Source organism: Stenotrophomonas sp. NPDC077421, from assembly GCF_049545505.1.
GTDB classification, from domain to species: Bacteria; Pseudomonadota; Gammaproteobacteria; order Xanthomonadales; family Xanthomonadaceae; genus Stenotrophomonas; species Stenotrophomonas nematodicola.
In genome coordinates, this window is the sequence record NZ_JBMWDP010000017.1 from 56,043 (window position 1) to 79,309 (window position 23,267).

At 63.2% G+C, this 23,267-nt stretch carries 22 protein-coding genes; 10 read left to right on the forward strand and 12 right to left on the reverse strand.

The annotated features are described in order from the left end of the window. Nucleotides 1-229: 229 nt before the first annotated feature. Together ACPEH1_RS11200 and ACPEH1_RS11205 are read right to left on the reverse strand one after the other, a co-directional pair. Complete coding sequence (locus ACPEH1_RS11200) at nt 230-541, reverse strand: cupin (protein WP_026070628.1); 312 nt, start codon at nt 539-541, stop codon at nt 230-232. Further along, a complete protein-coding gene (locus ACPEH1_RS11205) occupies nt 507-947 on the reverse strand; it encodes a hypothetical protein (RefSeq protein WP_423715781.1) in 441 nt (146 codons plus the stop codon). Before ACPEH1_RS11205 ends, ACPEH1_RS11200 begins: the two co-directional genes overlap by 35 nt. A 384-nt stretch (nt 948-1,331) precedes the next feature. On the opposite strand from ACPEH1_RS11205, the gene ACPEH1_RS11210 reads away from it, so the two are divergent. After that, complete coding sequence (locus ACPEH1_RS11210) at nt 1,332-2,543, forward strand: serine hydrolase domain-containing protein (protein WP_423715782.1); 1,212 nt, start codon at nt 1,332-1,334, stop codon at nt 2,541-2,543. Nucleotides 2,544-3,146: 603 nt separating this feature from the next. After that, complete coding sequence (locus tag ACPEH1_RS11215) at nt 3,147-4,784, forward strand: hypothetical protein (protein ID WP_423715783.1); 1,638 nt, start codon at nt 3,147-3,149, stop codon at nt 4,782-4,784. Between the two features lie 244 nt (nt 4,785-5,028). On the opposite strand, the gene ACPEH1_RS11220 is transcribed toward ACPEH1_RS11215, so the two are convergent. The 3 genes from ACPEH1_RS11220 to ACPEH1_RS11230 are packed head-to-tail and all read right to left on the reverse strand — an operon-like array spanning nt 5,029 to nt 6,768. Further along, nucleotides 5,029-5,880 (reverse strand): MBL fold metallo-hydrolase, encoded by an 852-nt coding sequence (locus tag ACPEH1_RS11220; protein WP_423715784.1) that lies wholly within the window; start codon nt 5,878-5,880, stop codon nt 5,029-5,031. An 8-nt stretch (nt 5,881-5,888) separates the two neighbouring features. After that, nucleotides 5,889-6,215, reverse strand: coding sequence for a hypothetical protein (locus tag ACPEH1_RS11225; protein ID WP_423715785.1), 327 nt, complete (start codon nt 6,213-6,215; stop codon nt 5,889-5,891). Beyond that, nucleotides 6,208-6,768 carry a hypothetical protein gene (locus tag ACPEH1_RS11230; protein WP_423715786.1) on the reverse strand — a complete coding sequence of 187 codons (561 nt, stop codon included), beginning with the start codon at nt 6,766-6,768 and terminating at the stop codon, nt 6,208-6,210. The genes ACPEH1_RS11225 and ACPEH1_RS11230 overlap by 8 nt, the downstream gene beginning before the upstream one ends. A 128-nt stretch (nt 6,769-6,896) precedes the next feature. Between ACPEH1_RS11230 and ACPEH1_RS11235 the strand changes: the two genes are divergently transcribed. The 5 genes from ACPEH1_RS11235 to ACPEH1_RS11255 all read left to right on the forward strand — a co-directional run bounded on the left by ACPEH1_RS11235 (nt 6,897) and on the right by ACPEH1_RS11255 (nt 14,717). Beyond that, nucleotides 6,897-7,814: a LysR substrate-binding domain-containing protein gene (locus tag ACPEH1_RS11235; protein WP_423715787.1), complete on the forward strand. Its 918-nt coding sequence runs from the start codon at nt 6,897-6,899 to the stop codon at nt 7,812-7,814. A 412-nt stretch (nt 7,815-8,226) separates the two neighbouring features. Then, a complete protein-coding gene (locus ACPEH1_RS11240) occupies nt 8,227-9,525 on the forward strand; it encodes a DUF2254 domain-containing protein (protein WP_423715788.1) in 1,299 nt (432 codons plus the stop codon). Nucleotides 9,526-9,815: 290 nt separating this feature from the next. Further along, a complete protein-coding gene (locus tag ACPEH1_RS11245) occupies nt 9,816-10,916 on the forward strand; it encodes a hypothetical protein (protein ID WP_423715789.1) in 1,101 nt (366 codons plus the stop codon). A gap of 46 nt (nt 10,917-10,962) precedes the next feature. After that, on the forward strand, nt 10,963-12,939 hold the full coding sequence (locus ACPEH1_RS11250; protein ID WP_287251241.1) for a BCCT family transporter: 1,977 nt from the start codon (nt 10,963-10,965) through the stop codon (nt 12,937-12,939). A 431-nt stretch (nt 12,940-13,370) separates the two neighbouring features. Beyond that, nucleotides 13,371-14,717 carry an alpha/beta hydrolase gene (locus ACPEH1_RS11255; RefSeq protein WP_287251243.1) on the forward strand — a complete coding sequence of 449 codons (1,347 nt, stop codon included), beginning with the start codon at nt 13,371-13,373 and terminating at the stop codon, nt 14,715-14,717. Nucleotides 14,718-14,858: 141 nt separating this feature from the next. Here the strand turns inward: ACPEH1_RS11255 and ACPEH1_RS11260 are convergent, their stop codons facing one another. From ACPEH1_RS11260 to ACPEH1_RS11280, 5 genes are all read right to left on the reverse strand, one after another. Next, entirely contained in the window at nt 14,859-16,289 is a 1,431-nt protein-coding gene (locus ACPEH1_RS11260; protein WP_423715790.1) for a serine hydrolase domain-containing protein, read from the reverse strand. Nucleotides 16,290-16,924: 635 nt separating this feature from the next. Continuing rightward, complete coding sequence (locus tag ACPEH1_RS11265) at nt 16,925-17,566, reverse strand: hypothetical protein (protein WP_313242253.1); 642 nt, start codon at nt 17,564-17,566, stop codon at nt 16,925-16,927. A 120-nt stretch (nt 17,567-17,686) separates the two neighbouring features. Continuing rightward, nucleotides 17,687-18,121, reverse strand: coding sequence for a hypothetical protein (locus tag ACPEH1_RS11270; RefSeq protein ID WP_287251247.1), 435 nt, complete (start codon nt 18,119-18,121; stop codon nt 17,687-17,689). Nucleotides 18,122-18,134: 13 nt separating this feature from the next. Beyond that, a complete protein-coding gene (locus ACPEH1_RS11275) occupies nt 18,135-18,395 on the reverse strand; it encodes a hypothetical protein (protein ID WP_287251250.1) in 261 nt (86 codons plus the stop codon). 180 nt (nt 18,396-18,575) lie between these two features. After that, a complete protein-coding gene (locus ACPEH1_RS11280) occupies nt 18,576-18,908 on the reverse strand; it encodes a hypothetical protein (protein WP_312710048.1) in 333 nt (110 codons plus the stop codon). 168 nt (nt 18,909-19,076) lie between these two features. Between ACPEH1_RS11280 and ACPEH1_RS11285 the strand changes: the two genes are divergently transcribed. Beyond that, the gene (locus ACPEH1_RS11285; protein WP_423715791.1) at nt 19,077-20,786 is read left to right on the forward strand and encodes a hypothetical protein; all 1,710 of its coding nucleotides are present in this window, start codon (nt 19,077-19,079) and stop codon (nt 20,784-20,786) included. A 40-nt stretch (nt 20,787-20,826) separates the two neighbouring features. On the opposite strand, the gene ACPEH1_RS11290 is transcribed toward ACPEH1_RS11285, so the two are convergent. Continuing rightward, nucleotides 20,827-21,507: a hypothetical protein gene (locus ACPEH1_RS11290; RefSeq protein ID WP_017355081.1), complete on the reverse strand. Its 681-nt coding sequence runs from the start codon at nt 21,505-21,507 to the stop codon at nt 20,827-20,829. 154 nt (nt 21,508-21,661) lie between these two features. Then, entirely contained in the window at nt 21,662-21,931 is a 270-nt protein-coding gene (locus ACPEH1_RS11295) for a membrane protein (protein ID WP_017355080.1), read from the reverse strand. 287 nt (nt 21,932-22,218) lie between these two features. On the opposite strand from ACPEH1_RS11295, the gene ACPEH1_RS11300 reads away from it, so the two are divergent. Together ACPEH1_RS11300 and ACPEH1_RS11305 are read left to right on the forward strand one after the other, a co-directional pair. Then, complete coding sequence (locus ACPEH1_RS11300) at nt 22,219-22,623, forward strand: hypothetical protein (RefSeq protein WP_136003268.1); 405 nt, start codon at nt 22,219-22,221, stop codon at nt 22,621-22,623. Between the two features lie 337 nt (nt 22,624-22,960). Further along, the gene (locus tag ACPEH1_RS11305; protein WP_423715792.1) at nt 22,961-23,200 is read left to right on the forward strand and encodes a hypothetical protein; all 240 of its coding nucleotides are present in this window, start codon (nt 22,961-22,963) and stop codon (nt 23,198-23,200) included. The last annotated feature ends 67 nt before the right edge of the window (nt 23,201-23,267 follow it).

Sequence of the window (23,267 nt, forward strand, 5' to 3'; positions counted from 1 at the left end):
CCCACCACCGCAACCACAGCGCGGGCGCGGCTGGACCGAGCGCGATAGGCGGGGATCACCGCCTCCTGCGTGAAAGAGGAATCCGGTGCTTGGTCAGCGGATCGCGTCGATTTGGATGGCTGCCCTTCACTTCCGGCCAGCGCCGCGGACACACCCAGGCGGCGTGCAGAATGTGCCGAGGGAAAGTGCGTGGTGCCAAGGTGCTGCCTCACACGCAGCGGTCAAAATACTAGACGCTGCCCTCACGCTCGATGACAAGAACTCTTGCCTCTCCGACTGGGTGGGCAACGTGCTCTGTACCGATGGAGGCATGGAAGACGTCACCTGTTTCAAGAATCGTGCTGTGCTCCACCCCCGAGAGCCTGTATCGCATCTCGACCCGACCGTTCAGGACGGCAAAGACCTCCTCTCCATCATTCACATGCCACTTGTACGGCTCGTCTGTCCAATGAAGGCGAGTGGTGATTCCGCCCATATTGGCGATATCCTCAGCGCCCCAAGGACGGTCAGCTTTGAAAGTACTTCCACGAAAGATTTTCATGCCGGTGATAACGCCTGATGGAGTTGGCAAGCAACAGGAGTAGCTCCAGCACAGGGCCCAGCTGCAGCGGCTTCGCCCAGAACAGCAGCGCAATCAGCAGGCTCTGGTGCAGCACGTACCATGCGTAAATTGCTTCAGTGCAGTAAAGCAGCCGGCGGAAGGGGCGGTTGAGGTACCGCTTAGCCCACCCCAGCAGGGTCGGCAGCATGCCCCACACGTGGAGCATCCCGCAGCACATCGCTATCAGATTCAAAGGTGGATCAGACCGCAGGCCCAGCTGACCCAGCGCGAGGCAGACCACGAATCCCCCCCCAACCGTCCCAAGCGATGCCCAGCGCAACGCCTCCACCCGCTGCCAGAAGCTCGGCTCCCGGCCGAGCAGATAGCCGGACAGAAACACAGTCACCAAGCTTGCGTGCGGGTAGAGATCGTCTCGGCGAACCGCAGCGGAATCCAGTACCGGGATCAGAATATGCAGGCCGTCTTGATGACTCGCAAGAGCGCCCGCAATGCCCCTGGCAGCTGACGCCGTTGGGCGGTACCCACGCAGCCGCGCCCGCACGCACTCTCTTCGGCAGCCACACAACGCCTCCGCGTGGCGTCGAAGTTCATGATCTGCGAGGTCTCGTCAGCCGCCGCTTGGCCAACGTCGCTGCACGTGGTTTTGGGATCGCCTGCAGAAAGGTGATCCAATCGCAAGGCTGCCAGCGCCGGACGGCATTACTTAAGGCACTGAACATTGACTACACCTGTAGTCAACATAGCACCCTCGACCCACAGGGAGGTGCTCATGAAGAAGAAATGGACCGTGCTGGTGATGTCGCTGCTGCTGGGTTGCGTGGGGCCGGTACTGGCCAACACCGCCGATGCGCTGGATGCCCTCGAGCGCCACGCCAGCGCCGCGCATTCCGATGCCGTGCTTGTGCAACAAGAAGGCCGCCTGCTTCTACAGGGCGGCGCCAGTGGCATCCGTGAATCCATCCATCTGATGTCGGCAACGAAGTCGGTACTGGCCTTGGCCATCGGACTGCTCCTCGATGACGGACGCCTCGCCTCCATCGACACGCCAGTCAGCACGGTTTACCCAGAGTGGCGCCAGGGCAGGAAGCGCGACATCACGGTCCGCATGCTGCTGGACCACACTTCCGGCCTGCAGAACGTGCCCAACGCCGGTGCAGAGCTGGAAGGCGCACCAAACCTGGTGAAACTTGCGCTGGCCGCTGAACTCGCCGCCGACCCGGGCACCACCTTCGCCTACAACAATAAAGCCACCAACCTGCTGTCCGGCATCGTCCAGGAGCTGGCAGGCATGCCTGTGGATGAGTATCTCAACGACACGCTGTTCAAGCCACTGGGGATCACCGGCCACACTTGGATGAGGGATGAGAGCGGAACACCGATGGGCATGGCGGGACTTTCGCTGTCGGCCACGGACCTGGCTGCCCTCGGCCAGCTCATGCTCGATGGTGGTGTGGCGCCAAGCGGGCGACGCCTGATGAGTGAACACTCGGTGGCACTGCTGACCACAGAAAGTGCGCGCTCGCCGGATGTGGGACTGCTGTGGTGGCGCATTCCGCAATGGGAGCGCTATCGCCTGACGGAGCACGCAGCCAGCCGCCTGACAGAGCGCGGTGTCTCTGGCGATGTCAGCCAGGCCATGCTGGCAGCGGATGGGCGCAGCTTCAACAGCAAGACCGAACTGCTTGCCTTTCTGGCCGACCAACTGGGTCCCAACTGGCCCCAGCAGTACAGTGAACAGATCACCGGTCGCGGGCTGAAGCTGACGGATCTGTTCGATGTGCAGCGCGGGCCGATCGCTGCGTACGCTGCCAACGGGTATCTTGGCCAGCATCTTGTCATCGTCCCGGAGCAGAAATTGGTGGCTGTCAGGCTCATCCACCGTCGCGACGACCATGCCGCACCGCTGGATGACTACGCGACATTCCCTGCCGATGTGCTGCGCTTGGCCGAAACTCTCGTCCCCACAGCCGCAGACGGCTGACATTGTAGGCACTGAAGAGACCGAGCATAAGGTTGGACGTTGTGGCATCGCGTGCAGGTCCTGGCGCCGCTCGCCAGCGTCGTGGCGTCACGTTCCTGGCTGGTCACGGTGAGAAACAGATCGGGCGTCATCTGCGGCCCAAACGGCAGGACCTCAGGCGTGACAGGAGTTGCCAGTGCTGCAGCAGGTACACGCGAGCATGCCAGCGGCATAAGCGCAGCAGCACCGAGAGCCATGCGCAGCAGACGCCTGCGCTGCAATCGAAGGGTAAACATCCATGCGCAAGTGTAGCGTCTGGAGGCGGGACTGGGTCCATCGCGGATGAGGTGGTGCAAACGCCATCTCGGTCCTCGGGCGCAATCGGGGCAGGTTGAGCTCGTTACTCACAGCTCCACTTCCCAGCTTGCCGGTGCTGTGAGAAATGAGGCGCAGGGCGATCCTGCGGATACCAAAGCGGAACCCGTTTGGCTCAGCTCATCAAGCTCGGCGACGCACTGAAGATGGCGCAGCGGTTGATACACTGCGGCCTGCAGTCGACACTGCGGATATCGCCATCCTACGCAGTGCCGTCAAACACCGCGCAAACAAGGACGTCACGAAAGCATGAAGAAGGTAATGACCACCACGCTGTACGTGATGATGGTCGCGCTGTGCTGCTCGGCGGCAGCCGGCGCGGTGAAGGCGGCCGTGGCGAATCCTGAGCTGTACTACGTCCTCCACTCGGTTCACAACGCCGATGCGCCTGATGTCGATGCGGGCAACGTGGGCTTCCACCGCGCCACGCTGTTCACCGAAGCCCAGGCTGGCAGCGTGCACCTCCAGCCGCTGTGGATCCGCAGCGCTGATGCGCCGGAGCGCGATGCAGGCACGGCGGCGCTTGATCCACGTGCGACTGTGGACGCAGATATCATCGCCGTGCTGCGAGCAGGGTTCCTGTCCACCCTTGCATCAACGGGCGCGCCCAGCCCGTTGCGGAGTGCAGACGCAGACGCGTTCGCGCGCTTGAAGAAGCATGATCCACAACTGGCCCAGCGCCAGTTGCAGATGGGTCAGGCGGCGGGCCTACGGCCCCTGCGGTTGCCGGTGGCCTTGCATGTTGGCCAGCACGTTCGCGTTCCGATGACGATCGAGCCGCACGGCCCGTTCATGGCCGAGGCACGGGTTCTGGGTGTTTCCAGCGAGACGGCGCTGCTGGCCTTGAAAGTGGCTGAAAAGGGCCTGCGGGGAGGTGGCCGCGCCGCCGTCCGTCTGTCCGACGGCATGCCCATTGAACTGCGCATGCAGCTCGCGTTTGATGCGCGGGGCCGCCAACCGGCAAGCCTCCATGAGGTGCATGTTGCCACCATGCGCCACGCGCCCCATCTGGAAATGGCGCAGGACCTGGGCCTGTACCAGGATTACGTCGGCCAGGTCCAGCAGGCGCTAGCGGGGGGGCCGTTCGACGGCCGCCAAGGCGGTCCATCGATGTACAGCCTGAGCGAAGTACCCGCCGGTGCACTGCAGCCGCACATGGTCGCCTCTGAAGCACTGCCAGCGCTAGAGCGCAACATGTGGTTCAGCTGGATGCAGGCGGCAGGCGGGGGCGAGGCAGGGCTGGCTATTGGCGCGCTGTCGCGGTTGTCGCGCGGGCGCACCGATGAGGCCGTGCTGGTGGCGCAGCTGGGGCCGGTGGTGGCGCTGGACGCGGCTGGCGATGTCCTTGCCGATGTCGTCGTACAGACCGTGCTGCCGAAGCTCTACCTGGGTGACCGCTTCACTGCCGCAGAGCATGAGCCGGGCTTCCCGTTCCGCCTGCCGCTGGGTCTGGATCCGTCCGTACGCGAACGGATCCACATGCTGCGCGCGACGGTCATGGCGGAGGTCTACCGTTGGCAATCGGAAGAAACCATCCCGTTGCACCACGCTTCATCCGTGAACGCCGGTGTCGAACTGCAGTCGATTTCACCCACGCGGCTGTCCGTGGTGCATGCACGGGCGTCGCAGCAGGGCTCGGTCGGTCTGTGGACCGTGGCCGTGCCGCTGGATGCCCAGGGAAAGGAAATCCCTGCCCGGCAACTTTCGGTGCTGCCACTCGTCATCCGGGAAGTGAGCGCGCAGGATGAGCTGCCACTGGCCTGGGAAAGCCGGGATGTGCCTTACCGTGTGGAGATCGCCACGCAGGCGCCGATACACCAGGTGCAGCTGCGGCACTACCTCTGGACCCTTGAACCGCGCATGTGGGATTTTCACAAGCGACAGTGATATCGAGGCGAAGCCAGGAAGACAGGTACGGCGATAATCGCTTCGCTGCTGGAACTCGGATTGAGTTGCAGCCGGAAGACCAGCCACGGCTAGCGTCTAAGTCCAGCTTGAGCGACTGACGGGCTGCCGCGCGTTCGATGCAGTCGCACAAGCTAGCGCAAGATTCAGCTCCCGTGGACGTGATCTGCCAAGTGTCCGCTCTCGGCCAGAAGCGGACGCAGCCTTTACAACAACCAGTCCTTCTTCATCCGGCGTATGTGAAGCAATAACCTGTTCCGATGCGCTGGATGCGAACAAACCCCAGCTCACCCAAGTGCATGCCGGCCGCCATCAACTGATCTGCACTGACCATATCCAAAAGCGCTGAACGGGCCGCCGCAGCCCGCTGCGGATCTTGGTCGAATGCGATGGATACGTCGGGGCGAGCAATCTGGATATGCGGAAAATGGACGATATCGCCCCAGATCAAGGCAGTCTGGCCCTCCGAATCGACTCGATAGCCGGTGTGACCTGGCGTATGGCCCGGCAGCGGGACCATGCTGATGCCGGGCAACACATCGCCCTCGGCCAACAAGCGCAAGTTGCGGCGATATCCGGCGAACACCTGCCGTGCGAGCAGGAAGTTGCCCCGGGCACGATCATTGCTGCGGGCAAGGTTGCCGTCGTCCTCCCAGAAGGACAGCTCGCGCGGGTGTATGAACAGCTCCGCATTGGGAAAGACGGGGTGACCTTGAGCATCGAGTAGACCGCCAACGTGATCAGGATGCGCATGCGTGAGCAAGATCGTATCCACATCCGTGGGCTGCACACAGGCTCGCAATAGATTGCCCTTCAACTCCCCTCCGCAGCCCTTGCCCCCCCCGGCACCGGCGTCGATGAGGATCGTGCGGCCCTTCCCCCGCACCAGGTAGGTGTTGATGTGAATCGAGGAAGGGTCGCTGACCCCGGCCTTCAGCTGTAGCTGCGCGGCCTCGGCCGGATCGATGTGGGAGAGCAGATCCAGACTGGCGGTCAGATGGCCATCGCTGATCGCCTGGACCAGGAAGTCACCGATCTGGAGGGTGGGCGGAGCCCGTTCAATGATGGATGCGTTCATGCCGCTCGTCAGTTTCGCGCGTGGAGGGAATCATTGGCGTAGCCAAAGCATCGGATGCGCGCCGTCAGTCCTGCATGGTCTTGGATGGCCAGATCGAGCTGCCGAATGAACTCGTCCATGAGCTCGGGCGTTCTCTCCGGACCCAGTCGGTAGGCCAGCTCCGCAGACGCCGGAAGGCCCCGCCCCTGACGCGCAGCCAGGTAAAGGATGTGGACGTTGTCCAACGCAGCACCAAGCACGTCCGTACACAGCACCGCGCATCGCTCAGTGAGCGCGTCGAGACTGTCCTTCGCCGGCATCCGCTCCTCGGTGAAGTAGATCGAGAGCCTAGGCATCTGGTTGCGTCTCCACCCCTGACCGGCCTGCATCGGACACGCTCTTGAGTTGTGCTGTCATGGGCGCATACGCATGCACCCCACTGGGAAAGGGCTCCGTGGCTGGAACCATCCCGGCCGGAAGGCGCGCAAGCCAGAGCGCTGCGGGCGCGTGATCCAGCGCAACCGCATGCAAGGGCTCGGGGGCAATCCCCATCGCAATGATCGGCTCAGGGCCGACGCGACTCACCAGCAGGTAATCGCCCTGCTCGACGGCGGGGGCCCGATCCAAGCCACTGTACAGGTTGCGATGCCAGTCGGTGATGTGATGCTGCCAGCGTGCGAAGTTGCCCCCTCCCTTCCGGGCGTACTCGTCCCCCTGCAGGACCTCCAGGCCGTCTATCGAGTGAAGTGCAAGGTAGGTCGGGCACCCCGCACCACATGCCCTGAAGCGCTGCGAGGTGTGGAACCCCCGCACGGAGATGAGCGCAGGCAGTTTGTGCAGGCTGTAGAAGTCGTTCCATTCCTCCTCGCTGGCGAAGTCGGAATAGCTGCATTCAACGGCGTAGATCATGGGAACACTCCTGGGCCGGCTTGCGCGCGCGCCCCCTTGTTGATGTCCGGTCATGCTAGACCTGCGTTGGCCCACATCAGATCGACGTTTCGGTATGCTTCAGTGACAAAAGATCACGCTGAATCCCCATGCGCAGGAAGATTCCCAGCAGCACCGCCCTGACCGCCTTCGAGGCCGCCGCCCGCCACGGCAGCTTTGCGCGGGCAGCGGAAGAGCTTTCCATCACCGAGGGGGCCATCAGCCGCCAGATCGGCAGGCTGGAATCCTTCCTGGGGGTCTCCCTATTTGAGCGGGTCGGCAATCGCGTCCGCCTCCTGCCCAATGGCGAACGATACGCCGCCCAGGTCCGCGAGTCGCTGGACCGCTTGGACCGGGACAGCCAATACCTGATGGGCCAACCGAAGGAGGCTGCAAGCCTGGACATTGCCGTAACGCCCACCTTCGCGTTGCGATGGCTCATCCCTCGCCTGCCCGCATTCACCCGCGCGCACCCGAACATCACCGTGCACCTTTCCGAACGCACTGACCCGTTCGCGCTTGCCGGCAGTGGATTCGACGCCGCCGTGCACTTCGAGCACCCCGCCTGGACAGGTATGCGCACTTACCCGCTGCTGCAGGAAGTGCTGGTACCGGTGTGCCATCCCGCGCTCATCGAGGGCGCAAAGGCTTGTGTCTCACTGGACCAGCTACCCCGGCTGCACCGCCGACAAAGCCCAGATGCTTGGCAGCGCTATGCCGAGAAGGTGGGTATAACCCTCGCCAATCCAGCGGTGGGTGCACGCTACGACCTTCATGCGATGCTGATTGAAGCCGCGCTTGCCGGCCTCGGAGTCGCCCTGGTGCCACGCCTCTACGTGGGGACAGAGCTGGAGCAAGGTCGGCTGGTGGCGCCATGGCCGCAAGGCGAGGCGGTGTCCAAGACGTTCTGCCTGGTGCTGTCCGAACCGATCGGTTTGACTGCCGGCCCAGTGCAAGCGTTTGCACGCTGGCTGCAGGACGAGGCCCGCGCGGTTCGGATGGAGACTGACTTGACGACCACGCCGTGAAGACACGCGCTGGCATGCACGGATGCCCTACACAGAGTCCCCGGGCGTGACTGGACCGTCGAAGCGCTGGCCACAGAATCCAACATTTCGCGCTCTGTCTTTGCAGACCGGTTCCAGACAGGTTCTACCCCGATAGCACGGGAGCGACAGGAGCGCTGCGCGTAGCGCTCTGGCGACTCATGTCTTCGAGAGGACCGGAACAAGGGCCGCCTGCAGCGTGTGGAACAACGAGCACGCCGCTGGCTGTTCGGGTTGCGCCTCATGGCTGCCCCCACCATGCAAGCCGTCGAACGTTTCGACGTGTGTTGTGACACGCAATAAAGACGAGGGACAGGCCCCGCCATTTGGCGTTGACGCGCCCACGTCCACACAGCTGGAATACTGACGTCATCACACGCCGGGCAAGTACCCTATGATGACCAAGTGGCGGCTGACTCTATTCAGGATCAGCAGGAGAATGTGGTTCCGATCCACGCTGTATGGGGTGCTGGGCGTCGCGACGGCTCTGGCAGGCGCTGGCGCCAAGTTCGTGTTTCCGACCGGGCTCGCAACGCGGATCGGCGCTGATTCGGTCGGCAACATCCTCGGCATCCTGGCCGCTTCAATGCTGACGGTGACTACCTTCGCACTGTCAACAATGGTGGCCGCGTACGGCTCAGCGTCGACCAACGCCACGCCGCGCGCGTCCCGGCTGCTGATTGAAGACACGCGGGCGCAAAGTACGCTGGCCACATTCATTGGTGCCTTCCTGTTCTCCATCGTCGGTCTCATTGCGCTGAGCACCGGCATCTACGGGGACAGCGGCAGACTTGTTCTCTTTGGCGCGACCATCGCGGTCATCCTCGTCATCACCGTCACACTTCTACGCGCCATTGAGCAGTTCTCCCGCTTTGGACGACTTGGCGAAACGGTCGATCTCGTCAAAGAGGCCACCTTGAAATCCATGCAGCAGCGTGCAGAAGCGCCCTTCCTTGGTGCTGCGCACTACGACGGCGTCGCTCCGGGCAACGCGGTCGATGTCTTCGCTGAGGATGTGGGTCACGTCGAGCACATTGATGTGCAGCGCCTCAACACCATCGCAGAACAACACCACCTCCTCATCTATGTGACCTGTCAGCCGGGCACTTTCGCAACCCCGAATCGTGCACTTTTCAGTGTTCTGGGCACGCTCGACGATGAGCTGAGAGCGCAACTGCTTGCGGCCTTCACTATCGGCGGCTCCCGCAGAATGGAGAACGATCCGCGCTATGGTCTTGTCGTCCTTGCCGAGATTGGTGTGCGTGCCATGTCGCCAGCCGTCAATGACCCAGGAACATGCATTACGGTCATCGGCACCTGCGTGCGCCTGCTGCTCAGATGGGACGCGTTGTCATCCGGATGCGAAGCCAAGGAGGTGCAGTATCCTTTTGTGCATATGGCTCCACTTGATGTCGACGACCTGTTCGAAGATGTATTCGCGCCCCTGTCGACTGGTGCAGCAGGATCGCTTGAGGTCAGTATCAGGCTCCAGAAGGCTTTCGCTGCGCTATCTGCTGACTGCTCATCCGACACGCGTCGAGCAGCGCAGCGCTATGCCGATCTGTCGCTGGATCGCGCCTTGCAGACCCTTGCCTTCGCTCCGGATCGCGAGAAACTTCGAACCATTGCTGCCGTAGAGCGCCACAGGGCGCAACACGCGGTCGTCACTCGGGGCGCGCAGGAACCGGATTGAGGTCGACGGAGCCCCAGCGGAACCATCCGGTATGGCTCCATCCCAATCGCAGCTGAAACCAGATCAGAACTGCACTCGATCAGGCAGATTGCTCTCGCTCGACCGGTGGCCCGCTACGCCATGCCCTCGTTTTCACGGGCATCATGATTCCATACCGCCCCGACGCGTTCCAGTGGCGGCTTGATCACACCCCCGCACGTTGCGGAAAGTCCCTTTCGCTTGGGTGGGCCAGCCTATCGCGCTAGACTTGGACGCTTTCGTTCGCAAAATGGAGGCCACGAGACACTATCGTGAAGGTATTTCCCCTGATTTTTCTGTGTGCTGCTGCAACGTCCACAGACACAATCCATGCTCAAGAAGCCCCCAACGCCCAGGGTGAACCGTTTATCGATATGGGCGGCGCCGTCCGGTTCAATTACGGCTGGCTGGACTACGGCCCCACGAGCCGCCTGCAACTTGAACTGCTTCGCGCAGACGTCAACGCTGGAGCTGGAACGCTTTTCCTCTCCGCCCAGTATCGCTGGTACGACGGCTTTGATGCGGTCCACCATGCCTACGCCGGGTGGAATCTCGGCGATGCCACGCAAGTCAGAGCGGGCATCCAGCAGGTCCCCTTCGGACTCCTGCCAACCGTTTCACAGAGCTTCTGGTTTGGCTCAGGGTATTACCTTGGCATTGAGGACGATTACGATCCGGGCGTGACGGTAAGCCACAAACATGGCGACCATCACTGGACCGCCGGCTGGTTCTCAGGGGATGAGTACGGGAGCGCAGCACGCTACGACCGGTACTCGTTCGACGTGGCACAAACGGCTGATCTGCCCTACAAGGAACGTGAGCGCGTTCACTTCAGATACGAATACACGAGCTCCCTGAATGAAGGTGAGCTGCTGCTCGGGGCCTCTGCGTTCCGCGGTCAGGTTCAGAACACCACCACTCGCCGTCACTATGACCACCAGGGTGCGGCGCTGCATGCCCAGTGGAAACGGGATGGCTGGACAACGCAGTTGCAGTGGGCTCGCTACCGATACAGCGTGCCAGGAGACCGGATTGCGATGTCCGCGTTCCTTGCGCCTTTCGAAATCGCGTCGGAAGCCGATGTCCCCAGCGCGAACATGGCCTACTCCTTCGGTGCGCGGCAGTGGCTCGATGACATCACCTGCTACAACAATCTGAGCATGACACGCCCGTCAGGACGCAGCCAGGGCGTGAGGGAGTCATGGCAGAACGTCACCGGATGCAGCCTGCAGAAGGGGATCATGCTCACGTACGTGGACTGGATTGCAGGCAAGAACATGTGGTTTGCCGGGGGCGACGGCATCGGAATCGACGACGGCAGCCCTTCGCGCTGGCATAGCCGACTCAACCTCAACATCGGTTTCTACTTCTAAGCGCGAGCCGCACCCCTGCTTCAACGATCATCAACCGGAGGAACTCATGCAGAGCCCAGCTCCGCCATCCACTCCTGTTCGCCAGCGCATCTTGCCGCAGGTGTTCATTCCCACTGCAGCCAGCGTGATTCTATTGTTGGCGCTATCGATTCTGGTTCCAGAGAAGGCAACAACCTGGTTCACGGCAGCCAAGAACTGGACCGCCAATGACGCAGGCTGGTTCACCATCCTGGCGGTCGCAGGCTTCCTGGTCTTTGTCGTCGGTGTCGCGATCAGTGGTTACGGGCGCATCAAGCTCGGCCCGGATCACAGCCGCCCTGACTACAGCTATGCATCGTGGTTCGCCATGCTCTTTGCTGCAGGCATGGGCATCGGTTTGATGTTCTTCGGCGTGGCAGAGCCGATCATGCACTACGCCACGCCGCCCACAGGCACAGCCGAGTCTGCCGAGGCAGCTCGCCAGGCGATGCGTATCACCTTCTTCCACTGGGGTGTGCATGCCTGGGCGATCTACGCTGTTGTTGCGCTGGCATTGGCGTACTTTGCCTATCGCCACAACCTGCCTCTGCGGGTGCGATCAGCACTCTATCCACTCATCGGGGAGCGCATTCACGGACCCGTCGGCCACGCGGTCGATACATTTGCAGCCCTTGGCACCATCTTCGGCCTGGCCACGTCGCTGGGTCTTGGGGTCATGCAGATCAACTCCGGGCTGAACTACCTGTTCGGTCTGGAAGTGAGCACCCTCGTGCAGGTGTCGTTGATCGGCATCATTATCCTCGTGGCCACAGGATCTGTCGTCGCCGGGCTCGACAGTGGTGTTCGCCGCCTGTCTGAAATCAACATGATCATGGCCGTCGCCCTGCTCGCGTTCGTGCTTGTCTGCGGTCCCACCGTCCACCTGATGCAGGCTTTCGTGCAGAACACCGGCATGTATGCCTCCCAACTGTTTTCGATGACGTTCAATCTGTATGCCTATGAGCCCAGTGGTTGGCTCGGTGGATGGACCTTGTTCTATTGGGGGTGGTGGATTGCGTGGTCTCCGTTCGTCGGGATGTTCATTGCCCGCATTTCGCGAGGCCGCACGGTGCGTGAGTTTGTGGTCGGCGTCCTGCTGGTCCCGCTTGGGTTCACATTCCTTTGGATGACCATCTACGGCAACTCCGCCCTGTTCATGGTGCGCTCGGAAGGTGTACAGGAGCTCGTCAAGGCCGTGTCAGATGACAGCTCGATGGCGTTGTTTGAGTTCTTGCGCCATCTTCCTCTGACGATGATCACCTCTTCACTCGCCGTTGTCCTCGTCGCGCTGTTCTTTGTCACCTCCGCCGACTCCGGCGCGCTGGTCATCGACATGCTGACGTCCAAGGGAGAGGAAGAGTCTCCGGTCTGGCAGCGTATCTTCTGGGCGCTGCTGGTTGGCGGCATCGCTGTCGCCCTGCTCATCGCAGGCGGTCTTGAGTCTCTCCAGGCGGCAACCATCGCCAGCGCCCTTCCCTTTACGATCGTCATGATCCTGATGTGCTGGGGGCTTCTCAAAGCGATGCATCTGGACGCCACCAAGCGCTCGATCTCCCGTGAAGCACGACTGCTTCCGGGCACCAGCGATGACTGGCGCGCCAGGCTCAGACTGCTCGCTCACAACCCCATCAGGATCGAGGTTGTTGGCTTCATCAGGGATCACGTGCTGCCGGCACTGCAGGAAGTTGCAGTGGAGCTGCGCAAGCAGGATCTTCCGGTTGAAGTTACCGAAGGAGAAGATGGGCGAGCCTGGCTTCGCGTAGGTCATGGCGAGGAGATGGACTTCTTCTACTCCGTGCGTCCCCAGCCTTACGCCCCCCCCACCTTCGCGTTGCAGGACCCGCGTCGCCCAGTGAGCGACGGCACCCGCCACTATCGGGCTGAAGTCTACCTGCGCGAGGGCGGACAAGACTACGACGTCATGGGTTGGCCGAAGGTGCAGTTGATTCACGATGTGCTGGATCAGTACGAGCGCCACCGCCAGTTCCTGGATCACGTTCGTTGATCCATGTCCCGGCCAACCGGAGCCGGTTGGCCGGGACGTCAAGCAAGGCGCGTTGGATAGGAATGGGCGACCTGTTCCAGATTCTGGGTGCAAACCTCACTACAACCGCTCCCGGCAGCTCAGAAAGCAGCGATCCCGGCAGGATGCCGTCGTTGGCATCGTCAACGAATGCTGGGACCCAAGGTCAAAGGGCCCCGTATTCGGCATGACCGAACGGAGCAACTGGTCAGGCGTGGACTCCCCTGTCGGAAGGTGTATATGCCGTGTCCAGGACGTGGCGGTGGCAGCACGCGCCTGCCCCTCTCAGCCGGAAGCAGACAGAGACGGCAGTCCAGGGTTACTTCCGGCATTCGCCTCGATCCCGCAGCCGGTTCATCGTAGTGGCCAGATCACCCAGGGGATAGCCGATGTGTCGCAGTATGCTGTGGGCGATGTTGCTTGTGGTCGCACCGTTGGCTGCCACTGCGGCGGTGCCGGAGGCGCATGCCTGCGAGGATGACGCATCACCCGCTTTTCGCGGATCGCAGTGCGCATCGATGGATGTGCCACTGCGCCATGCCGACCCATCAGGCGAGCACATATCGTTGTTCCTGCGGCGCATACCCGCCAGCGCCGACACGACCAGACGGGGCGAGGTCTGGCTGCTCTCTGGCGGTCCCGGCGAGTCAGGGGCATCCCTGTACCCGTTGATCCAGACCTACCAGCGCGCGTTTCCCGGATTTGATCTTGTGATTCCCGACCACCGGGGCACAGGCCGATCCTCGCGGATCTGCCCTGTCCAGGAATCACCCGAAAGCCCGGAAGGCACGGGGCTGGCGGGAACGGAATGGGGACCCTGCATCGGCGCCATGTACGCCAACCTGCAACGGACCTCGGCCTTCTCTATTACCGAGGCCGCGCAGGACCTTGGCATCCTGATGTCAGACGCAGATCGCAGCGGCCGGGTGCTCCTGTATGGCGTTTCTTACGGCACTCAACTGGCGTTGCGCGCGCTCCAGGTCAACGACCTTCGCGTGGATGGCCTCATTCTTGACGGACTGGTGCCGCCCGAAACCACTGAAACGTTCGATCTCAGCCGGCGCACAGCGCTTGTCGACCAGGTGGGCCGGGACAGCATGGATGAACGTAGCCTCGAGCGTTATCGGACGCTGCTGGCCGTGAAGGATGCGGGCTGGCAGAAAGAGGTGCCGGGCGGCGACGTGCGCCGATTCTTCGCCGCGCTGCTGAGCTTCCCTGCGTTGCGCGATCGAATCCCGAGGATCGTGCAGGATCTTTCCGCCGGCGACGACCGCTCGCTGGTTGCCACGGTAAAAGACTGGAACGTTGCGCTGGCACAGCTGGGACAGGGTGGAAACAATCAACCGGCCTTGCCGCTGGTGATGCTCATTGCCGCCTCGGAGAACAACGCCCGGCCGGAGCTCGGCATGGCCACTGTCAACGAAGAGGCCAAGGACGCGCTGTTCGTCAGCCCCATTCCCGGTCTGCTGGTGAATGGCAGCGTTCCGCGTTACCCGCGCGATGCATGGTTCGGAACGAGTCCGCGCACCCTCCCGCGGACTCTGGTGATTCAGGGAACACTGGACCCGAATACCGCGTACGCCGGCGCCAAGGAACACGCTGCCACGCTTGGCAGGTCAGGGCCTGTCACGTTCCACACGGTGGACCGCGGCGCCCATCTGCTGGCACTGGTGGCGCCTCGCTGCTTTGTAGCGGCTGTCGACAGCTTCATTGAGGGCGCCGTGATCAGCGAGCGCTGTGCAGAGCCCACGCCGGAGTGATGGCGCTTTCCCGAGCGGATCACGTCGACAGCACGCCCTCTGCAATCGCGCGCCAGGCAGCCCTCTGCGTGCCGATCACGCCCTGCCCCCTCCCATCCGGGTTCGGCCAATGGCGGACCCTGGACAGCAGTGGCTTACCCGCTATTGCGCTGGGGTGGCGATATAGGTGTTGTTTCCGCGCTTCAGCAAAAAGCCGTTTGCCTTGTCCTTACCTACCTGCTGGAACTCAACCGTCATGTCTTGTGCGGTCATGAAAAACCGGGTCTTGGACTGTGCAAACAGCTCCATCGGTCGCTCGCCGAACAATTCGCTCCGGAGATACAGCCGATCGCCTTCGGCAATGACCTGTGCAGGTTTCTCCACCAGGATGTAGTTGCCCACAAGCATCGCGTTGCCAACCGGATCGGATCGCAGCGCGACCTTCTCGGTGATCTGGAACTCTGGCCAGCCATATTCGGCGGCAACGCTCACAAGAATCTCGTCAATCAGGGCGGCACCGTTGTCGCTGTTGGTCATCACCACCACGCCTTGCCCCGTGTGGGTGTAGCCATACAGCTGCGAGCGGAACCCGTCGGTGCCGCCCGAGTGCGCGAAGCTGACGCCGTCGCCCAGCTGTTCAACGTAAAACCCCAGGCCGTACTCGCCCAACCCACGGCTCAGCATCGTGGCAATCATTCCACTGGACAGCAGCTTGCCGGGCTTGCCGGACTGCGTTTGCTGGATATCGACGACCACCCTGGCCAGATCCGTCGGTGTGGACCAGAGCGCGGCCGCCGCCGATTCGGGGTACACATGCCACCCGCCGGAAACGGGCGCCCCGTTGGTGTGATGCCCGATTGCGGCCCGTGCCTGCAACGCCGGCGCCAAGGTCATGGCGAACGTACTGTCCCTCATCTGCAGTGGGTCGAGGACCAGCTCCTGCATCAGCTCGGGAAACGGCTTGCCACGCGTTTCGGTCATCATCAGTTGAACAACGCTGTAGCCGCCTCCGGAGTATTTCCATTCTGTGCCGGGTATCGCCTCTACGCGGACCGGTTCGGAGTTGGCTGGCGCCACGCCATCCAGCACCTGGAGCAGTGAAGGTACTGCTTGACCTTGGGCGTAGCCGTGGAAGCCATGTATGTTCATGCCCGCACTGTGGTTGAGTAGACCGCGTAACGTGACAGGACCTTGCTGGGTGAAGTGGTTGTCCGGGATCTTCCAGCTGCTGAGCTGCCCGTTCGCAGGATCGTCCAAAGACAACACGCCCTGCTCAACCAGGTGCAGCGCGCCCAGTGCAGTGATCGACTTGCTGACCGAGCCAGCCTGGAACAGGCTTGCTGTCGTGGCGGGCCGCCGGCTGGCCGCATCGAGCACGCCGTAGGCACGTGTCCATTCGACGCGTCCATTATTGATGAGGGCAATGCTGACAGCAGGAACGTCATGGAACGCCATGCGTTCGACAAGCGACATCTTCTGGCCGGGTGCGTCCTTGACGACCACACGAGTCGAAAGGCCCTGTTCCACTCTGGCAATCCGGGATTCGTCGGCAGGCGACAACGCCTGCGCGGATACGGACAGCGCGGCCGACATCAGTACGATGGATACCACCCTGAAGCGGATTTGGCGTGGACGTGGAACCCGAGTTACAAGGGCTTTGCGGGTAACCCTGAGCATCAAAGATCCTTCCACGGCAGTGAAATCACAGGACTGGAGAACCGGCCGCTCGACTGCTGCCCGAACGACCGGACGCCGAGGATACGGGGCGTGAAGCAATGAGCTTACGGACTTTCTGTTCCGGAGGCATCCAGGCCTTCGGAGCGCTGTAGATCGTTTGGGGGTCGATGGGGACTTCCGGCCAAGGGCGGACCTGCCTGCCCCGGTTGCCCGCGCAGCGCTGGAGGCACGCCGGGCCGGTTATCGCCCAGGCGATACGGTGTCGATCACGAGGGAACCCAATGCCTCCTGGGTCGGCCCCGAGGGCATCGGTACCGCACGATACCGATGGACGCCCAGCGACTACGCCATATTGGGCACCATTGGATCTGGGAAGTTCCCGCCTGAGGAACCAGCGGGGATGGTGCAGTCGATGGGCCAGGTGACGACACCTCGCAGTCTCTATCTGCAACAGTTCCGTGATGGACGCATCCGGGACAGTCTGGCCGCTGGTGCGGGGGAATGGCGTACGTATCAACGCGAGCTCGCTGACGCGTCACCTGGGCAACGACCTAGGGTGTTGCCGAAATGACCGTCAAGGCCGTGACATTCCGGTTCAGGCAGCCCTCCCAGCCCAGCGACTTCGCCGGCGGGAACGTGATCGAACCCACCTGCTGCGCCTGCACGAGCGGCGCGCTGATCTTGGGATACGCGGTCAGAATCGTCGCGCCCTGATCCAGCGCGACGTCAGGATCGCTGCCCATGTCGTTGAGCACATCACCAAGCGAAATGACGTTGGTCTTGCCCGCAACGATACGGAACACGCCCGCCCCCTTGGCATAGCAGTGCTCCGTCTGCAGATTGCCCTGCAGATCCCGCCTCGCCGCATAGGCATAGTCGCCGGGCACCACGGAACGGGCACCGAAACGCAGCGTCGTGTTGAGACCTTCTGGCTTCTTCAATTCGTCGACGACGAACGTGCCCGCTCCGCCGTCGAAGGTAATGGAGAACCACTCCGGCAGGAAGGTTGAAGACTGCAGGTCGACCCTGCTGAAGACGAAGCTGTGGCTGCTCACGCCCCGATCAGGCACGTTGTCGGCAGCGACCAGGACAAATGCGTTGCCATCGCTGCCATCGAACGTGGTGTTCCGGTCCACGGTGGCGCATCCGCCCAGGACTGCACTTGTGATTACGGCAAGAACCGCGCGCTTCATGACGCCCCCTGATGGGTTCCCGTGGACCGGATCGGCCCGAATGGATGGTAATCCAGATCACTGATGCGTTTCGCACCGCTCTCGCTGGCCGGATGCCGCCCGGAAGCAGACTACGGTGCGTCAGGGCGCCATCCTCCCCGGGCCGCAGGTAGTCGGCACCCGCGAATGCCAGCGGTGCACCTCATGCAGCTTGCCGGTGTAACGGCATTCGTCGGTGGAAATCACCGAACGCACGGAGACGTCAAACGAGACGATCCGTTTGCGGTTGGTAGCGAGGCGATCCGTGCGGATCTCGGCCACCACCTGTGCCGACGACAGAGCCTGAACGGGAATCTGGATGACGCTCAGGCGATGGTGGAACCATGCCTGCAACTCGCCTGCGATACGGAGGTGGACAGCTCCCGCCGCACTGTGGGCGGCGGTGCCTGCGAGGACATCAACGAAGAGCGTGCCATCCGGAAGCGCTGCAAGGACGTCAAAATCATCGCCCATGCGCCAGCCGACCAGCATGTGGCAAAGCGTGTTGGCAACATCCTGGAAGATCTTTCGACGCATTGGTTGACAGCACTCATGCCTGGAAGCGCGACGCAACAAGCGGGTGATAGGACAGGGCGAGCGGACGCCCCCACCGCCTGAACCGCACGAGCCCTGACCATGCTGCGGCGCCAGTGACCACGCCCACCAGCAGCACAAACGCACCGAAGACCCACATTGGAGGCGGTTGATCCAATGAAAATTCCACGTGCACGGAGCGTTCCAGGGGCAGAAGCAACGCGCTCGACAGAAGAGCAACGGAGAGGACCATCAAAACGCGGATGACAGCAGCCATGAGCGAAACCCTTCCAATGGATGGACCCGGAAGCCACTTGCACGACGTGCCCAGACTGTCGCGTAGACGGGCGCTTACCTGACGCGGCTCGATCATAGAAGGGCCGCCGCCGTCCAACAAGCGGGGGGATGAGCGGCCCCAGGCGCCGGGGTCGGCGCCAGGCTCGATTCGGGCACGGGGCTAGCGGAACCGCACCTCCGACCCGTACACCGTTTCACCTGCGTTGACCCGCACCTCGACGTCCGTGAGGCGCTGATGGATTCTGCGCCAGTGCAGAATCCAGCGCACGAGGAGCGGCAGGCCGAACAGCAGATAGCTCACAACAGCTAGAACGACAGCCACGGATACCCCGCCCGGATGCAGCCAACGCCACGCCGTGGCCAGAAGCGCACTGAAGATGGGTCCACCCGCAGCGGCTGCAAGAATTGATCGTGAACGCATGACCGCTACAGCCTTGCGAACATCTGACAGATCATCAAGCGTTATGCGATCAGCGCTTTCCATATGGGTCAAGGACCTGACAGGCCTCCTCCTGCGTCAGAGTGGAAACGACAGGTTCGATCCTGGGGCTGCCGGACCCCGCTGGCAAGCCGACGCACTATCGGTCCTGCAATGCCCGCCGGCACCCCGCAGTGCATTGCTACCATCAGCACCTGCCCGTTCACGGATGAAACCACCCGAATGCGCCCGTTGCCGCCGTCCCGCAGAATCACCGCGCTTGCCTTGATCGCCTTCGCCGCGTGCGCGCCCACGGTGCTGCACGCCGCGGATGGGCCCGGCTCCGCCGCGTTCTTCATCCATCCCATCGATACGGCCGCAGACGCGCCGCTGGTCGCACCAGGCAGCGATGGCCTATTGCGCTACGGCATGTACCGCGAGCGCGGCGGCACACAGGCCCGGCATATTGTTCCGGACTTCTCGCGCGCCGGCTACCGCGGCGGTGGCGTAGCGCTGCCTGCGCCCGCCTCGCTCCCCGTCCGCGTGGTGCTTGCTCCCTCCGCTGGCGGCGACGACCACGCGCGCATCCAGCAGGCCATCGACACGGTGAGTGCGCGCACGCCCGATGCGCGCGGCATGCGCGGCGTCGTGCTGCTCACGCGCGGGCGCTACACCGTCTCGAACGGGCTGGTCATCCGCAGCGGCGGCGTTGTGCTGCGCGGTGAAGGGCGCGGCAGCAACGGCACGATCATCCGTTCGACCTACACCGGCCGGCAGGGTCGGATCATCGAGGTGGGCAACCGCGAGCCCTCCCGGTTGGTGGACACTGCCGGCCTGCCGTCGTCCACCATCAGCGCCGCGTTCGTGCCGGTGGGGGCAATACGGGTGCCGCTGGCCTCCACCGCCGGGTATCGCGAGGGCGACACCCTCATTCTGCGTCGCACGCCCAATGCCGCCTGGCTGGGTGCCGACGGGATCGATACCGCCCGCTATGGCTGGACGCCCGAGGGCTTCGCGATGGACTACGCGCGCGTGGTGGCCGCCGTGGATCGCGACGCGCTGGTGCTGGACGCACCGGTGGTGGATGCGATCGAGCGCCGCTTCGGCGGCGGTACGGTGTACCGCGTCGCTGTGCGGCGCATCGGCGAGGTCGGCATCGAGGACCTGCGTCTGGAAGGCAACCCGCACACCGGCACGGCTGCAGGTACGCCCGATAGTGGGCCGTACACCGCCATCCGTTTCAACGGTGTGCGTGATTCATGGGTGCGCAATGTCACGCTGCGCTATGTCTCACACGGCATCACCGCGCACGACGGCGCCCACTTCAACACGTTCCAGGATCTGGCTTATCTGGACCCGCGCTATGGGCAGACCGAGGGCATGCGCCGCTACGCGTACAACTACGAAGGCAACGCGTCGTTCAACCTGACCCAGCGCTGCTATGCCGAGCACGCCCGGCACAGCGTCGTCACCGGCGCGCTCACCCCCGGGCCAAACGTTTTCCTGGACTGCCTGGCCGTGGACGGCACCAACGACAGCGGCCCGCACCATCGCTGGGCCACCGGCACGTTGTACGACAACACCCGCGACACTCAGCTTCGGGCACAGAACCGGCGTCGCAGCGGGTCCGGCCACGGCTGGGCCGGCGCGCAGCAGATGTTCTGGAACACGGGCAGCGCGCACTATGTGCTGCAGGCGCCGCCGCATGCGATGAACTGGAGCGTGGGAGAGATCGGGAACGCCGTACCGGGCAAGTTCCAGCCCGAAGAGCCCGCCGGCATCGTGGAGCACCCGTCACAGGTGGTGATCCCGCGCAGCCTGTATCTGCAGCAGTTGCAGGATCGCCTTGGTGCGGGAGCGGTCGAAGCGGTGACAACCCCGGCACAGCGGCGCGGCCGGGTGTGGGAGGCGCTGGCCTGCCAACCCGACGCATGTCCTGGAGACCGCAAGTAACCCTCGCCCACCCCGCCTGCTTCAGTGGTGACGCGTCGGTTTACCTGCGAGCGGAGCGCGTGCGCTTTCCGTCTTCGTCCTGCGATGCCGCGCGACTCTTCGCGAACGCGGGGAAGGTCTTCTCGATCGGGTCGGCATCCGGGAGGATGTAGAACACCCCGCCCCGCTGGAACGTGGTGCTGATGATCTGCTCGTAGAACCCGGGCGAGACGTTGATGCAGCCATGCGTCACGCGGTTGTCGTCCGGCGAGGCGGACGCAAGGCGTTCCACCCGCTTCTCGGCCGGGACGCCGGTCGCGGTGGGATGGATGGAAACGGCGGACTCGTAATCCACCCACAGGACGCGGCCGGCGTCGATCGACGGGCCGTAACCGCCTACGAAGCGGCCTGCCGGCGTGGTGCGGTCCCGACCCGGAATTTCGCGCAGCGCCAGCCCGGCGACACCGGGGGCGGTATGGTCCCCTGTCGCCGAGCCGAACAGCCCCGGCGCCGCGCCGCGCAGCCGGCCCTCGCCATCGAACACCAGGATCTGTGCTGCGGCCTTGTCCATGATGGCGAACGGATAGCCCTGGCTGTCCTTGGTGGCGACCACCCACCCCGCGAGCTCGATCACGGTGTCGGAGACGTCCTGGCCTTTCGGCAGTTCATCGACGGCGGCGACCGGTTGCGGGGCGGCATCCTTGGCGCTGGCAACGCCGGCACCTGCAAATGCCAGCGCCACGGCTAGCGCACCAGAGGCGGCACGTCGTGCTGCGTGTGAGTACATAACGATGGGACGATTCCTTCGGATGGAACGATGGGCTTAAACGAAACCAGTGGCCAACAACGGCCACCGGTTCCACTTCATACCCTGCACACCAGGTGTGCAGGCGCGATCAGCCGCGTGGCTGGCGACGGGGCGCCTTTTCGAGCTGCTGGACGCGGCCTTCGATCTGATCCAGACGTTGGTTGGCCTGCTGCGCGGACTGGTTGGCGGACTCGGCGCTCTGGGCAGCGCCCTGCACCTTCACATCAAGCTGGTCGAGGCGTGAGTTGATCGAGGCGAATTCGTCTTTGTAGGTGGCGCAGCCGCCAAGGCCGACGGTGGCGATGATCGCCACGCCGAGCGTACGGGCGAGCGTCAGGTGATGCTTGGTCATGGTCATTGCAGTCCCTCCTTTGTCTGGGGAGACTGGAATATAGCTGCCTTTTTGTTGGCGCCACGAGAGGCTTTCAGTTCTGGTTGGAAGACGTGGAGACGGCGTGAAGAGGTCGTAAAACGCATGCTCACACGACGTTTTTTCTTCAGCACCGATCGCCATACCTGCCCTGTCGTCAGCGTGGCCCGGCGCCTGCCTACCAGAGCCGACCATCGTCCAATACCCGCGTGCTAGCCTGAAACCGCAAGGACGCCGCACCCTTCCGCCATCGTGTTCCGTTCCAGGCAGACTTCATGAAGACGCCACGCCAATCCGCCGCCACTACGAACAGCACCGCAGCGGAAACGCAGCCCAACCTGTTCGCCGCGCTGCGGAGTCTTATGATTCCCTACCGGAGCAGGCTTGACGTCGTGCACGATGAAGACGACCACTTCTACGCAAACTGCCGACACCTCGACGCCAAGGGCAAGGCGCAGTTTTTCGGGGCGGTGAAGGTCTCTGGCCGCAAGCATGTCGTTCACTTCATGCCGGTCTACGATTTCCCCGAGCTGCTGAGTGATATCAGCCCCGCACTGAAGAAGCGCATGCAGGGAAAGTCCTGCTTCAATTTCGATGCTCTGGACCCGGCGCTGCTGCAGGAACTGCAGCACCTTGTGGAACAGGGTGTGGCGCGCTACGAGAACGCCGGCAAGCTCTGAGGGACTGGACCATTCGCGTTTGGGCGCGACCGTCTCTGAGCGACAAGGCCCGTAATGCAGGCCACGTGCCCCATCGTCGAGCATTCTCCGCAGGGTGATGCGTGAGCAGCTTCATACGCATCAATGCACCCGTGCCCTCTATGCCGAGCGACACGGCCCGCTACTCGGTGACGTAGACGATCTGTCCGACACCCTCGGCGCGCCCGGCCTACGCAATTGCGCCTGTATCAGGCATCGGCCAACACCAGAGGCCAACTCCGGTAGCGCCGGCCTGTAGTCTTCGTGGAAACGCTCACTATTACCGACACTTTGTCGCCCGTCCGGATCGGTAAACGATATGGGTTCGTTCGAGATCGGATGCAGGCGCGTCCCGGTGTCGCTGCTGCCGGCGCTGGCGACCGGGCTGGCGGTGACGGTGGAGGAGCCGATCGGAGCGCCGGGGCTGCGTCCTGCGGGCAAGCGCGGGCCGGCGCCAAAGCTGCAACAGCAGTTGGAGCGGATCACTCAGCTACCAACGGCCAAGCAGAAGATGGTGAGCGAGGTGCTGGACTCGTTGCTCGCGCAGGCCGGACGCTGAGCACGATCACAATGCCAACCATGACAAGGCCCGCACTGCGGGCCTTGTGCTTCATGGGCGGTTGGCA